The following is a 13,724-nucleotide window of genomic DNA, read 5'->3' as shown; positions in this document are numbered from 1 at the left end:
CCCATCCACCCATCCACCCATCCACCCATCTACCCATCCACCCGCCTACCCCTATGCCCTCCAATCCCTTCCTCGGCGTCTGGCAGCGTCGCTCTATTCAGTTTGACGAAGGCCCTGTCGAAACCAGCCAGTCGGTTCTGTGGATGCAGGCTGAAACCCACTTTGCTGACGTGCGCAGCGCTCCCTTTGCCGGGCGGCTGACGCCGGAGCGATACCGGGCGATGGACTGGCGATCGCGCTTTGGCGCCGACCTGCTGGGCTTTGCCGGTATCTTTAGCTGGACAGGGGATCCACCCACCTGTACCTGGCACCACCACTTTGCCCTGACTCCCCGTCAGTGGCCCGACACCAGCCGTTACCAGTGGCTCGATGCCGACAATTTTTTAGAGCGGGGCACCTGTGAGGATGACGCGGGTAGTCTCCGCTCCTTTGTGGAGCACTGGCATCGCATTCACCCCGGCCCTGTGCAGGTGTGGCGTCTGGAGCGGGCCGAGCAGCGGGGGCAGGCCCTCAGGGTGGGCAACTGGGCCGTCCTGGTGCATCAGTGGGGCGATTCCTCAAGGGCTGATTCCTCAGCGAGAGAGTTAAAAGGGGAGAGCTGGATCGGTTTTTCTGCCACCGCCTGGGGGCATCGGCAGGGCAACTGGCAGGCGCTGTTTGGCACCGAAGCCTGCCTGGGCAACCCGCCCCGCTGGACGCCGCTGGATTTAGACGACCCCCTGGGCCTGTGGCAGCTAGAGCGATCGGCCCCAGCCTACCCCAGCCCAGAGCTTAACTAAGTGTTGAGCCTGGGCATCTGGCAAACTCTCGGTGATAAGGTAAAGCCTTACCTGCTCAAGCTATCTCTGGTGGAGAGGTACTGTCAGCATTCAGCACATAGGTGGCGCTATGAGTCCCAAAGTTCTGCCTGGTCAAAGCTATCCCCTGGGGGCTACCGTTTATGCGGTGGGCGTCAATTTTTGCCTGTACTCTAAACACGCTACCGGCATCGATCTGCTGCTGTTTGATGCCGACGACCTGGCCCAACCCAGCCGAGTTATCACCCTTGATCCGCAGTGGAACCGCACCTTTTACTACTGGCATCTGTTTGTGCCGGGGCTCAAGAGCGGGCAAATCTATGCCTACCGTGTCCACGGCCCCTTTGACCCGGCCCACGGCCACCGCTTCGACGCCACCAAGGTGCTGCTCGACCCCTACGCCCGCGCCATCGTCGGCGATGACACCTACGATCGCAGCCGCGCCATTGGCCCCGGCGACAACTGCGCTACCGCCCTCAAAGGAGTGGTGGTGGATACCCGCAACTACGACTGGCAGGGTGATCGCCCTCTGCACATTCCCTATTCCAGCAGCGTTATCTACGAAATGCACGTGGGCGGCTTTACCCGTCACGCTTCCTCGGGGCTGCCCGACGAGCAGCGGGGCACCTACGCGGGGCTGATCGAAAAAATTCCTCACCTGCAAGAGTTGGGCGTCACCGCCGTGGAGCTGCTGCCCATTCACCAGTTCGACACCCAGGACGCCATGCCCGGCCTGGAAAACTACTGGGGCTACAGTACCCTGGCCTTTTTTGCCCCCCACCGGGGCTACAGCTCGCGCAAGGATCCCCTGGGGCCGGTGAACGAGTTTCGCGATCTGGTCAAAGCCCTTCACAAGGCGGGCATTGAGGTCATTCTCGACGTGGTGTTTAACCACTCGGCGGAGGGTAACCACGAAGGCCCCACCCTGAGCTTCAAGGGCATCGACAACAAAACCTACTACATGCTCGAAGACAACCCGATCTACTACTCTAACTACAGCGGCTGCGGCAACACGCTCTCGCCCAACCACGCTGTTGTGGGGCGCATGATTCTCGACAGTCTTCGCTACTGGGTGTCAGAGATGCACGTGGATGGCTTTCGCTTTGACCTGGCCTCGGTGATGTCGCGCGATGTGATGGGCAACCCGCTGGAAGACCCGCCGATTCTTTGGAACATTGAGTCGGAGCCGATTTTGGCGGGTACCAAGATCATCGCCGAAGCCTGGGATGCGGCGGGACTGTACCAGGTGGGCAGCTTTATCGGCGATCGCTTTGCCGAGTGGAATGGCCCCTACCGCGATCACGTGCGCCAGTTTATCAAGGGCGACACTGGCTGCGTGCCCGACCTGGCCTCGCGCATTTTGGGCAGCCCCGACATCTACCAAAAGCCCAACCGCGAGCCCAACCGCAGCATTCACTTTGTCACCTGCCACGACGGCTTTACCCTCAACGACCTGGTCTCGTACAACCAGAAGTACAACCAGGCCAACGGTGAGCACAACCGCGACGGCACCGATGCCAACTACAGCTGGAACTGTGGCGTAGAGGGCCTTTCCGCTCCGCCCGAGGTCGATCAGCTGCGCCAGCGGCAGATCAAAAACTTTCTCACGCTGCTGTTTATGGCCCAGGGCACCCCCATGCTGCTGATGGGCGACGAGGTGCGCCGCACCCAGCGCGGCAACAACAACGCCTACTGCCAGGACAACGAGATCAGCTGGTTTAACTGGGACGCAGTGGAGAAAGAACAGCCCCTGCTGCGCTTTACCCAGGGGCTGATTCACTTTATTCAAAACCTGAAGGTGTTTCAGCTGGAGCACCTGCTGCGAGTAACCACCACCTGGCACTACGAGCCGCACATTGTCTGGCACGGCCCCACCCTCAACCAGCCCGACTGGTCTGAAAACTCCCACACTTTAGCCTTTACCCTGCGCTACCCGGACGCCAAGGAGCAAATTCACGTCATGCTCAACGCCTACTGGGAACCGCTGATGTTTGAGCTGCCGGGGCTGGGGCCGCATGACCGCTGGCACCGCATTGTCGATACGTCGGTGGCACCACCCAGAGACTTTTGCTACCCCGAAGAAGCGCCGCTGTTTGAGAGCGATCGCTACCCGGTCGGGGCGCGATCGTCCGTAGTGCTCATGAGCCGAGCACAGGGGTAGAGCTAATCGGGCCGTTTGTGTTGTGTCAATCGCAGTGAAGCCCCATGTCTGAATTGCATCAGCACCTTCTACAGATGGTGCAGTACCTACCCAGCGACTTTGAGCCCTATGGTCGTCGCGATCGTGATGATGACTGGGGACCCGATTGTTCTTGTGGCTGCAAGTATTTTCTGCCGTTAGAGGGGCAACTGGGCATGGATTGGGGAGTATGTGCTGACCCTGCCAGCCCTAGAGCAGGTTTGCTGACCTTTGAACATCAGGGATGTAAAGCCTTTGAAGCCGATGAGGCTGAGGACTAAACCGTAGCCATTTCGGCTTTAGGGTCAGGGGGTGCAGGTTCAAAATGTAAAACCATGATTTGGTTTTGCCGCAATCCTAAAGATTCGTAGGTGCGGCCTTCGCGATCGCTGAACTCGACTTCAAAAGCTGACCCACTGGCTAAAGTCTCAACTACTGTGCCAACCTGCCCTCTCCATAGGTTGTATTGAGGGAGGTCAACCGTTAGGGCTACAACGTCTAACAGTTTCGGAGAGCTATTCATAAGGCTGGTTATCTCCATGAGTTAAAGAGGATAGCAGGTTGTTAGTTCGGGAATACCTGAAGCATGCTCAATAACCCAGCTGCTCTGCTGCATCACTCTTCTATTTTGCCACTCACTTGCAGCTCTCAAAGCTGTGAGCCTAGATGAACCTGTCAGTAAAACTGAAAACCAACTCACATCATATAACTACTGAGGCATTTGATAGTGATTTTCATAAAATGACTGAATCCTTTCTAGTTTAATGACTAACGCATCAAGATTTCTAGTGCTTCGCTGTGTTTCAAACCTGCTTCCTTCTGCATGGAATAGATACTCAATAAAATCTTTTGGTGTGCAACTCTCACTGCCATGCCATTTATGAAAACCGCAATGTATCTCAGAATGCATGACAAGCAAATTGTCCAACACATCTGCCAGGTCAGGTCTTGAACTGCGATCAAACAGATGATGAACGTGGAGATCAAAAGGTTTAGAAGCAGTACGCTTTTGCAGAGAAACTTGACAAGTGTTTTCGGCAATTCTTTTGGCCTTTTCCATGGCCTTTTTTATTCGACTTTCAGATGATTCTAAATATTTTCTTTGCTCTTGAATTGCATCTTCAATTTCTTCAAATACGGTGTCTGTCCAAGCCTTGCGGGATGCTCGTGATCTTTTCTCATGATTGCGAGACATATCTTGAGCTAAACTGACAATCCCAATTTGGCTCCAGTATTGGTTTTCGTCTATAAGATTGAAATGTTTTCCAGGTTTTAGCTGCTCCTGCCCTTCCAAACTATCATTATTCTGTATCCGCTTAATTGATGCATTTACCCCTTTGCCATTTGTACGCAAAATACGAATGATCTTAGGCCTTTCTAGAAAAACTAAGTCAGGCGTCAAACTTGCATCATCCAAACTGGCAAATTCGATAGAGACTTGTCTTCTGACCAAGTGACGACGTATTCTTTTTCGGCGGTGGGTAAAGGCTTCTAGTACTTCGTCCACTAAGCTAGCGAGGAATCCTTGCGTTTCAGCTTCCTGAAGATATTTTGCGAGTGCTACAGCTCCTGCTTCGTAAAATTGGCGTTTTTTTACATCTTTCCGCACCCACTCAAAATGCTCTCCCTCAATTAGATCCCATTCATCATCAACTTTGCTGTCGAAGAAATCGCAGATCTTATAGAGTTTCTTTGTGTTAATTCTTAATATGCCTGCCGTTTCTTGGTCTGACAAAAGAATGTGTTTTCGTTGTGCTGCTGGCATTTCAAATACTCACGTAAAACACTTAGCGTAGTAAAAGTAAGGAGTCTCGCATTTTTTGAAGCTCTTCAAAAACTTTGCGATCTCCGCCAGCATCAGGGTGATGTTTTTTTGCTAACTGACGAAAGGCTGTATTTATGTCATCAGTAGTGGCAGTTTTGGGATCGAGTTGGAATACCTGCCAGGGACGAAAGTTTTTGAGTACGTCAATCCCATTGATGGTATTTGGTCCAATTTCATTCCGCTCGTTTTCAGGTACTCGCACCCATTCGCGATAGAGCGTCAGCCATGAATCTTTATAGCTGAAGTTGAAGCCACGTCCGGCGGTAGCTAGCTTAAACGCCTTATTTTTCTTGAGAGATTTGTAATCAGGACAGTTAAATGCTTGGCAAACTGATTCCTTCAATTCGCTCAAACTCGGTTCAATTTCCTTGAACTTTCCACCATGCACAAATTCAGCAAAGCCCAATAAAACCTGCTCATCATAATTGTGCAAGCTTGCTAATTTGCGAATTTGTGCTCGAATTTGGCTGATGTTCGCCGGTTTGCGGCGATTTGACGGCTTCTTCGGACTCATGCAATTTTTAGGGTAGAGACTTGATGCGGTACTGGGTACATATGGGGACACACTATTACTATCTACAATATGCCCAGCAATAGACCGGAACGCCCTACCTGCATAGCTTAATCTTGATGTTTGGTTGAATTATCTTCATATCAGCAGTAAACACAAGGGCATTAGGCTATGCCCATTACGATGAAACTGCCTAGAACGTGAGCAAAGCAAATCGCGCCTATCATATGGTTGTTACCGCAGCTAAGGTGCTTTTGCAAGCTTGGCCCGCAAGCCAACCACCGTTAGTCCAACAACTTCCTGGGTTGCTTCGTCATAGCGAAGCACCACGCCATCGCCAATATCGACTCCAACCGCCTGGCGAGGTTCACCCACCGAAAGGTACAAGACATCCGCTTCGTCGTCATAGTCCCAGTTAGCCTGGTCAGATACTTTCAGGATTTCTAGTCTGTCCATAGATCAATCGTTTCGGCTGTGATTAGGTTTGTCCATGCAGCAGAGCAGCTTGCTTTTGAGATTCGGCATAGATTCTGAGAGCTGCTGCCATATGTTGCTCTGCGCCTTCTCCTTGAGATTGAAACCAGCTTAAGGTTTCGGCATCAACGGACACAGTGACCTTAGAAGCCGTTGATTGAGGCATTCGTAGCTTTGCTTTTGCAAAAAAGGCTTCATCCAGCGGCGGAATGTCTGACGTGTCGATGTCATCATCGGTCATGGCGTCGATCCTAGCCCAGTCGGTCTTGGAGGTATTGTTCATAGCGCTTTCGTTCATGCGAGAGTGCCTTTCTTAGAGAAATGACGCGAATAGTATTTGCCGTTGGCTCTGTGAATACGATCACAATAACGCGACCATCCAGCAACCCAATGCCTATCCACCGGTCTTCACCATAATCATCGCGCTCATCTAGCTCGACTAACAACGGCAAGTCAAAGATTCGATACGCGTCTGCGAAGTCGAACCCATGCTTGCCGATGTTGATTTCATTTTTTCGGTCGTCCCACTCAAACTGCATGGGCTAGGGCAACTCAGTGGTGCCCATCAGGTAGCGATCGCACTCTCTTGCCGCCCCTCTACCCTCATTGATAGCCCACACCACCAGACTCTGGCCCCGCCGACAATCCCCCGCCGCAAACACCCCCGGAATCGACGTGGTGTACTGCTCGTGCTCGGCCTTCACATTGCTGCGACCGTCTTTCTCCAGCCCCAGGGCATCCAGCAGCGGCTGCTCGGGACCTAAAAAGCCCATCGCCAGCAGCACCAGCTGCGCCGGAATCACCTTCTCAGTGCCGGGCACATTCTGCGGCACAAAGCGCCCGTTTTCGTCTTTGCCCCACTGAATCTGCACCGTGTGAACGGCCCTCACGTTGCCCTGCTCGTCGCTCTCGAATTTGGTAGCGGTGGTTAGATAGGCGCGGGGGTCGCTGCCAAACATGGCGGCGGCTTCTTCCTGGCCGTAGTCCATCTTGTAGACCTTGGGCCACTCGGGCCAGGGGTTCGCCGCAGAGCGGGTCTCCGGCGGCTGGGGCATAATCTCCACCTGGGTAACGCTGTTGCAGCCGTGGCGAATGGAGGTGCCCACGCAGTCGGTACCCGTGTCGCCGCCGCCGATGATCACCACGTCTTTGTTTGCTGCCGAGATGTAGTCGTTGCCGGGGTAGCCATCCAGTACCGCCTGGGTGTTGGCGGTGAGAAATTCCATCGCAAAGTGAATGCCCTTCAGCTCGCGCCCCTCAATCGGCAAGTCGCGGGGGCGGGTAGAGCCGGTGCAGAGCACCACCGAATCGAACTCTTTGAGCAGATTTTCCGCCGAAATGTCCTTGCCCACTTCGGTGTTGCACACAAAGGTGACGCCCTCGGCTTCCAGTACATCCAGCCGCCGCTGGACGACTTCTTTCTTGTCCAGCTTCATGTTGGGGATGCCGTACATCAGCAGCCCGCCGGGGCGATCGGCCCGCTCGTACACCGTCACCCAGTGGCCCGCTGAGTTGAGCTGGGCGGCGGCGGCGAGGCCAGCCGGGCCAGAGCCAATTACCGCTACCTTTTTGCCGGTGCGCTGCTGGGGCGGGTTGGGGGTGATCCAGCCCGACTCCCAGCCCTTTTCGGCGATCGAATACTCAATATTCTTAATCGTCACCGGGGGGCTGGTGATGCCCAGTACGCAGGAGCCCTCGCAGGGGGCGGGGCAGACGCGTCCGGTGAACTCAGGGAAGTTGTTGGTCTTGTGCAGGCGATCGAGGGCTTCTTCCCACAGACCCCGATACACCAGATCGTTCCATTCAGGGATCAGGTTGTTGATGGGGCAGCCGCTGGCCATGCCGCTGATAGTCATGCCGGTGTGGCAGAAGGGTGTGCCGCAGTCCATGCAGCGCGCTCCCTGGGTGCGGAGGTTTTCCTCCGGCATATGGAGGTGAAACTCGTCCCAGTTGCGAATGCGATCGGCGGGGGCGACTTCTTGCGCCACTTCCCGCAGGTATTCCATAAAGCCAGTCGGTTTTCCCATGGTGGTTGTCTTGCAGGTGGTTAATTAAAAGGGATCTGTAGGGTGCATAACGCTAAGGCGAGGCTCTGCCAGCGCGAAGCAATGCACCATGATGCAAGGTTTGGTTTCTCATGCGGTGCATTGCGGCTCAAAAGCGCAATCTGGGGTGATTGGTCGGGGTTATGAGCTGCGTAGGCAGAGCCGCGCCCCTGCGCTATGCACCCTACGGTTAACTTCCGCCGATGCGGGCGGTGTCACGGGCGTTTTCCTCGAAGGCGGCGGTGAGGGCATCATCACCAGTCAATCCATCGGCCATGGCTTTTTGGATATGTTGCAGCACCCGCTTGTAGTCGCGGGGCATCACCTTCACAAACTTGGGCACGGTGTTCTCCCAGTCTTCTAGCAGACTCAGCCCCCGCTTGCTCTGGGTGTAGTCGACGTGGCGCTGGATCAGCTCTTGCAGGTCGCGAATTTCTTCGGGTTCCTCCAGCCGCTCCAGGTCCACCATTTCGGTGTTGCAGCGGGTAGCGAAATCGCCTGCCTCATCCAGCACATAGGCGACGCCGCCGCTCATGCCTGCGGCGAAGTTGCGCCCGGTTAACCCCAGCACGATCGCCTTACCGCCGGTCATGTATTCGCAGGCGTGGTCGCCGACGCCTTCGACTACCGCTGTCACCCCAGAGTTGCGCACGCAGAAGCGCTCGCCCGCCAGGCCGCAGATGTAGGCTTCCCCGCTGGTGGCTCCGTAGAAAGCCACATTGCCGGTGATGATGTTTTCGGCAGGCACAAAGGTGGACTGTTTGGGCGGGTAGACGATCAGCTTGCCGCCGCTGAGGCCCTTGCCCAGGTAGTCGTTGGCCTCGCCTTCCAGCTCCAGGGTGACGCCCCTGGGCACAAAGGCTCCAAAACTCTGCCCGGCGCTGCCCTGGAAGTGGAGGTGAACGGTGTCTTCCGGCAGTCCTTCCCAGTGGCGCTTGGTGATCTCGTTGCCGAGGATGGTACCGACGACGCGATTGACGTTCTGGATCGGCAGGGTGGCGCTGACCTTTTCACCGCGTGCGATCGCAGGTTCGCACAGATCCAGCAGGGTAGTCATATCCAGCGACTTCTCCAGACCGTGGTCTTGGGCCATCTGGCAGTAGCGGCCCACCTCGGGGCCAGCTTCCGGCTGGTGGAGGATGGGGGAGAGGTCAAGACCCTTGGCCTTCCAGTGGGCGATCGCGGCTTTCGGCTCTAGCACATCGGTGCGGCCCACCATTTCATCCAGGGTGCGGAAGCCCAGCTCGGCCATGAGTTCGCGCATATCCTGGGCGATGAAGGTCATGAAGTTGACCACGTGGTCGGGGTCGCCCATGAAGTGCTTGCGCAGTTCAGGATCCTGGGTGGCGACGCCAACAGGGCAGGTGTTGAGGTGGCAGACCCGCATCATGATGCAGCCCATGGAGACCAGGGGTGCGGTGGAGAAGCCAAACTCTTCGGCCCCCAGCAGGGCGGCGATCACAACGTCGCGGCCCGTTTTCATTTGGCCGTCGGTTTCGACCACCACCCGGCTGCGCAGGTTGTTCATCACCAGGGTTTGGTGGGTTTCGGCCAGGCCCAGCTCCCAGGGCAGCCCGGCGTGCTTAATGGAAGTTTGGGGAGAAGCCCCGGTGCCGCCGTCGAACCCAGCGATGAGGATGACATCGGCGTGGGCCTTGGCCACCCCGGCGGCGATGGTGCCGACCCCCACTTCAGATACCAGCTTGACGTTGACGCGGGCCTCGCGGTTGGCATTCTTGAGGTCGTGAATTAGCTCGGCCAGGTCTTCGATGGAGTAGATGTCGTGGTGGGGCGGCGGCGAAATCAGGCCCACGCCGGGGGTGGAGTGGCGGGTCTTGGCAATCCAGGGGTAGACTTTGCGGCCCGGTAATTGCCCACCTTCGCCCGGTTTTGCCCCCTGGGCCATTTTGATTTGCAGCTCTTTGGCCTGGGAGAGGTAGAGGCTGGTGACGCCGAAGCGACCCGAGGCCACCTGCTTGATGGCGCTGTTTTTAGAGTCGCCCTTTTCGTTGGTCCAGGTGTAGCGCTCGGGATCTTCGCCGCCTTCGCCCGTGTTGGACTTGCCGCCGAGGCGGTTCATGGCGATCGCCAGCGCTTCGTGGGCTTCTTTTGAAATCGACCCGTAGCTCATCGCCCCGGTCTTGAACCGCCGGGTGATGGCCTCCACGGGTTCTACCTCGTCGAGGGGAATTGGTTCGCGCTGCTTGAATTGCAGCAGGTCGCGCAGGCGGAACAGCTGCTTCTCCTGCTCGTTGACCAGGGCGGCGTAGCGCTTGTAGGCCTCGTAATCGCCCGTTCGTACCGCTTTTTGCAGGGAATGGATGATTTCGGGGCTAAACAGGTGGGCTTCGCCTTCTTTGCGCCACTGGTAGTCGCCGCCGACATCGAGGGTGGGGTGGGCCGTGGGGCGATCGGGGAAGGCGTGGCGGTGGCGCTTGAGGGCTTCCTCGGCCAAGACATCCAGCCCCACGCCCTGAATGCGGGAGGCCGTCCAGGTGAAGTACTGGTCAACCACAGCGTGGTTGAGGCCTAGGGCCTCAAAGATCTGCGCGCCACGATAGCTCTGAATAGTGGAAATGCCGATCTTGGAGGCGATTTTGATCACGCCCTTGGTAACGGCCTTGATGAAGTTCTGGCAGGCTTTCTCCAGCTCCATCGGTGGCAGCAGCTGGTCGGCGATCATGCCCTCGAAGGTGTCGAACACCAGGTAGGGGTTGATCGCGCCGCAGCCGTAGCCGATTAGGGTGGCGAAGTGGTGGACTTCGCGGGGTTCGCCCGACTCTAGCACCAGGCCGACGCGGGTGCGGCTGCCGTTGCGAATCAGGTGGTGGTGCAGGCCCGCTACGGCCAGCAGGGCGGGGATGGGGGCGTGGGTGGCGTCGAGGGTGCGATCGCTCAAAATGATCAGGCTCGTTCCATCAGCAATCGCCTCATCCGCCGCCGCAAAGATTCCCTCCAGGGCCGCTTTCAGCCCCGCTTCTCCCTCGGCAGCTGGGAAGACGATCGGCAGCGTTATCGAGGGGAAGCCGCGATCGCCCGCCTGCTTCAGCTTCGCCAGCTCCGCATTGGTGATGATCGGCGTCTTCAGGTTGATCAGCCGACAGCTCTCTGGCTCAGGCTTGAGCAGGTTGCGCTCGCTGCCGATGGTGGTGTCGGCGGAGGTAATGATCGCCTCGCGAATGGAGTCGATGGGCGGATTGGTGACCTGGGCAAACAGCTGATGAAAGTAGTCGTACAGCAGCCGGGGCTTGTTGGAGAGCACGGGCAGCGGCGTGTCGGTACCCATCGCGCCGATCGCCTCGACCCCGTTTTCGGCCATTGGCTTCAGCAGCAGGCGCAGTTCCTCGAAGGTATAGCCAAAGGCGGTCTGGAGGGTGGGTAGGTGGGTGGATGGGTGGGCGGATGGATGGGTGGATGGGTGGGGCAAATCCGCCAGTTTTACCAGGTGCTGATCGAGCCAATCACGGTAGGGCTGTTCGGCGGCGATCTGGTGCTTGATCTCTTCGTCGGAGACGATGCGGCCCTCCTCCATATTCACCAGGAACATGCGGCCTGGCTCCAGTCGGCCCTTGTAGGCGACGTTTTCGGGGGCAATGGGCAGCACGCCCGCTTCGGAAGCCATGATCACCAGGTCATCCTTGGTCACTGTGTAGCGGGAGGGGCGCAGACCGTTGCGATCGAGCACCGCGCCCATCATGGTGCCATCGGTGAAGGCGATCGCAGCAGGCCCATCCCAGGGTTCCATCAGGCAGGCGTGGTATTCGTAGAAAGCCTTTTTCTCGGCGCTCATCGACTCGTGGGCCGTCCAGGGTTCGGGCACCATCATCATGACGGCGTGGGGCAGCGAGCGGCCCGCCAGGGTCATCAGCTCCAGCGTGTTGTCAAAAATGCCGGAGTCGCTGCCCTCTTTGTTGATCAGCGGCTGGGCGCGATCGAGGTCGCCACCAAATAGCTCCGACTCAAACATCGACTGGCGGGCGTACATCCAGTTGATGTTGCCGCGCAGGGTGTTGATTTCGCCGTTGTGGGCCACGTAGCGGTAGGGGTGGGCCCGCTCCCAGCTGGGGAAGGTGTTGGTGCTAAAGCGCGAGTGCACCAGGGCCAGGGCGCTTTCCATATCGCTGTCGGCCAGATCAGGGAAGTACAGCCCCACCTGATCGGGGGTGAGCATACCCTTGTAGACCACCGTGCGGCAGGAGAAGCTGGTAGCGTACAGATAGGGGTCAATCCCGGTAGAGTTAATGGCGGAGTGAGCCCGCTTGCGAATGATGTAAAGCTTGCGCTCAAAGGCCAGATCGTCGGCCAGATCGCCAGATCGCTGAATGAATACCTGCTGCATGAAGGGTTCGCTGGCCTTGGCCGTTTCCCCTAGCGAGCCGTTGTCGGTGGGCACATCGCGCCAGCCCAGCACCTTTTGGCCTTCCTCAGCGGCGATCTGCTCAAAGACCTGGCGACCCTTGGCGCGATCGCCCGCATTCGGCGACGAGAAGAAGAACCCCACCCCGTACTGCCCCGGTGCCGGTAGAGTAATGCCCTCTGCCGCCGCCACCTTGGCCATAAACTTGTGGGGCATTTGCAGCAAAATGCCCGCTCCGTCGCCGGTATTGGCTTCGGCCCCGACCGCGCCCCGGTGTTCCAGGTTGACCAGAATGGTTAACCCCTGCTGCACAATGCTGTGCGACTGTGCGCCTTTCATATGGACGATGAAGCCAACGCCGCAGGCATCGTGCTCGTACTGCGGGTGGTAGAGACCTTGGGCTTGGGGCGGTTGGGTTAGGGTCATTGATTTATCGAGCAAAGGAAGGAACTCAAACAGGGACAAGCATAGACTGTGCCTAGCCATTCTGCGATGAAGCCCAGGGCAATGACCAGTCTTTTAAGAAAATAATCAGATCAAGACCATAGAAAGTTTGCGAAATATCACAAAGACCAGATATTTTTAATGGCTAAGAATTTCTGCTAAATCAAGCACATTTACAAAAAAAGACACACCAGAGACAAGATGTGGTTCAGCCCTGCTAGCACCCTCAGGCCGCCTGGCAGGAAATGACAGAATTTGAGATTTGAAGTGATTCTTGCCATCTTTTGGCCAAACCGTCTATCTTCTGACCAACGAGCGGTGTGACCCCTACAGTTGTCACCACAATGGTTAGGCCATTCTCTATAGCCTTTTGTTGGCAATGGCTGTCCCCCCAGGTCGCTGCCCCAGTTTTGCGATTGGTCGTTGAACGGACTAGGCGAACTGGCCAAAGCCTTGTTTATCGGTTAATGCGATAATAGAGTCAATGTTCGCACGTCTTTTTCTGAAGCAGTTAAAGCCCATGCTACGCTCATCGGTGCTTTCGAAGCGATGGATAGTAAACCTATGCCTACGGTTCTAAAAATCGGAGCCTATCGTTTCTATTTCTTCTCTAGAGAAGAAAGCCGAGTCCATATCCATGTCGCCTGTGCTGATGGCGAAGCTAAATTTTGGCTAGAGCCAGAGATAGAATTAGCCACAAACTACAAACTTTCACGGGTACAGCTAAAGCAGGTAGAGAAGCTAATCGAGGATTACTATGACGACTTCAGAAATGCATGGAACCGTTACTTCCCCGGCAGAGATTAGCAATATCTCCCCAAACGGTCTGTGGCTGCTTTGCGGCGATCGCGAGTATTTCTTACCCTACGACCAATTCCCCTGGTTCAAAGACGCACCCATTAAGCACATCTTTAACCTAGAAGAGCCCCACCCCGGCCATCTCTACTGGCCCGATCTCGATGTCGATCTCTCCCTTGAAATCATCCAACACCCAGAGCGTTTCCCCCGACTAGCAAGTGCCTAGACCGTCACACATGCGCCTTAGGAAACAAATTGGCGAGGTTAGAAACTGGGTTTCTCTACGAAAAGCCA

13 protein-coding genes are annotated in these 13,724 nt (G+C 56.5%); 5 read left to right on the top strand and 8 right to left on the bottom strand.

The window, feature by feature from the left end:
- The 3 genes from ACQ4N7_RS16450 to ACQ4N7_RS16440 all read left to right on the top strand — a co-directional run.
- The coding region (locus ACQ4N7_RS16450; RefSeq protein WP_430712587.1) for a hypothetical protein at positions 1 to 779 on the top strand (779 nt) is incomplete at its 5' end.
- A 109-nt stretch (positions 780 to 888) separates the two neighbouring features.
- Positions 889 to 2,958, top strand: coding sequence for a glycogen debranching protein GlgX (glgX, locus tag ACQ4N7_RS16445; protein ID WP_430712586.1), 2,070 nt, complete (start codon positions 889 to 891; stop codon positions 2,956 to 2,958).
- Positions 2,959 to 3,002: 44 nt separating this feature from the next.
- Positions 3,003 to 3,257, top strand: coding sequence for a hypothetical protein (locus ACQ4N7_RS16440; protein WP_430712585.1), 255 nt, complete (start codon positions 3,003 to 3,005; stop codon positions 3,255 to 3,257).
- Here the strand turns inward: ACQ4N7_RS16440 and ACQ4N7_RS16435 are convergent.
- The 8 genes from ACQ4N7_RS16435 to gltB all read right to left on the bottom strand — a co-directional run bounded on the left by ACQ4N7_RS16435 (position 3,254) and on the right by gltB (position 12,614).
- Positions 3,254 to 3,499 (bottom strand): DUF4926 domain-containing protein, encoded by a 246-nt coding sequence (locus tag ACQ4N7_RS16435; RefSeq protein ID WP_430712591.1) that lies wholly within the window; start codon positions 3,497 to 3,499, stop codon positions 3,254 to 3,256. The genes ACQ4N7_RS16440 and ACQ4N7_RS16435 overlap by 4 nt on opposite strands.
- A gap of 186 nt (positions 3,500 to 3,685) precedes the next feature.
- Positions 3,686 to 4,741: a hypothetical protein gene (locus tag ACQ4N7_RS16430; protein ID WP_430712584.1), complete on the bottom strand. Its 1,056-nt coding sequence runs from the start codon at positions 4,739 to 4,741 to the stop codon at positions 3,686 to 3,688.
- Between the two features lie 22 nt (positions 4,742 to 4,763).
- Complete coding sequence (locus tag ACQ4N7_RS16425; RefSeq protein WP_430712583.1) at positions 4,764 to 5,315, bottom strand: J domain-containing protein; 552 nt, start codon at positions 5,313 to 5,315, stop codon at positions 4,764 to 4,766.
- 240 nt (positions 5,316 to 5,555) lie between these two features.
- Complete coding sequence (locus ACQ4N7_RS16420; RefSeq protein ID WP_430712582.1) at positions 5,556 to 5,768, bottom strand: DUF2283 domain-containing protein; 213 nt, start codon at positions 5,766 to 5,768, stop codon at positions 5,556 to 5,558.
- A 22-nt stretch (positions 5,769 to 5,790) separates the two neighbouring features.
- Positions 5,791 to 6,084 carry a BrnA antitoxin family protein gene (locus tag ACQ4N7_RS16415; protein ID WP_430712581.1) on the bottom strand — a complete coding sequence of 98 codons (294 nt, stop codon included), beginning with the start codon at positions 6,082 to 6,084 and terminating at the stop codon, positions 5,791 to 5,793.
- Complete coding sequence (locus ACQ4N7_RS16410) at positions 6,038 to 6,325, bottom strand: BrnT family toxin (RefSeq protein ID WP_430712580.1); 288 nt, start codon at positions 6,323 to 6,325, stop codon at positions 6,038 to 6,040. Before ACQ4N7_RS16410 ends, ACQ4N7_RS16415 begins: the two co-directional genes overlap by 47 nt.
- Before the next feature lie 3 nt (positions 6,326 to 6,328).
- Positions 6,329 to 7,813 carry a glutamate synthase subunit beta gene (locus ACQ4N7_RS16405; protein WP_430712579.1) on the bottom strand — a complete coding sequence of 495 codons (1,485 nt, stop codon included), beginning with the start codon at positions 7,811 to 7,813 and terminating at the stop codon, positions 6,329 to 6,331.
- A gap of 208 nt (positions 7,814 to 8,021) precedes the next feature.
- A complete protein-coding gene (gene gltB / locus ACQ4N7_RS16400; protein WP_430712578.1) occupies positions 8,022 to 12,614 on the bottom strand; it encodes a glutamate synthase large subunit in 4,593 nt (1,530 codons plus the stop codon).
- Positions 12,615 to 13,181: 567 nt separating this feature from the next.
- Here gltB and ACQ4N7_RS16395 point away from each other — a divergent pair.
- Positions 13,182 to 13,439: a DUF4160 domain-containing protein gene (locus ACQ4N7_RS16395; RefSeq protein ID WP_430712577.1), complete on the top strand. Its 258-nt coding sequence runs from the start codon at positions 13,182 to 13,184 to the stop codon at positions 13,437 to 13,439.
- Positions 13,390 to 13,656 carry a DUF2442 domain-containing protein gene (locus ACQ4N7_RS16390; RefSeq protein ID WP_430712576.1) on the top strand — a complete coding sequence of 89 codons (267 nt, stop codon included), beginning with the start codon at positions 13,390 to 13,392 and terminating at the stop codon, positions 13,654 to 13,656. The genes ACQ4N7_RS16395 and ACQ4N7_RS16390 overlap by 50 nt, the downstream gene beginning before the upstream one ends.
- Positions 13,657 to 13,724: the final 68 nt, after the last annotated feature.

Origin of the sequence: Nodosilinea sp. AN01ver1, assembly GCF_050565655.1 — a bacterium.
Classification (GTDB): Bacteria; Cyanobacteriota; Cyanobacteriia; order Phormidesmidales; family Phormidesmidaceae; genus Nodosilinea.
The sequence above is the reverse complement of the archived record's forward strand: the minus strand, read 5'-3'. Positions and strand labels throughout refer to the sequence as shown.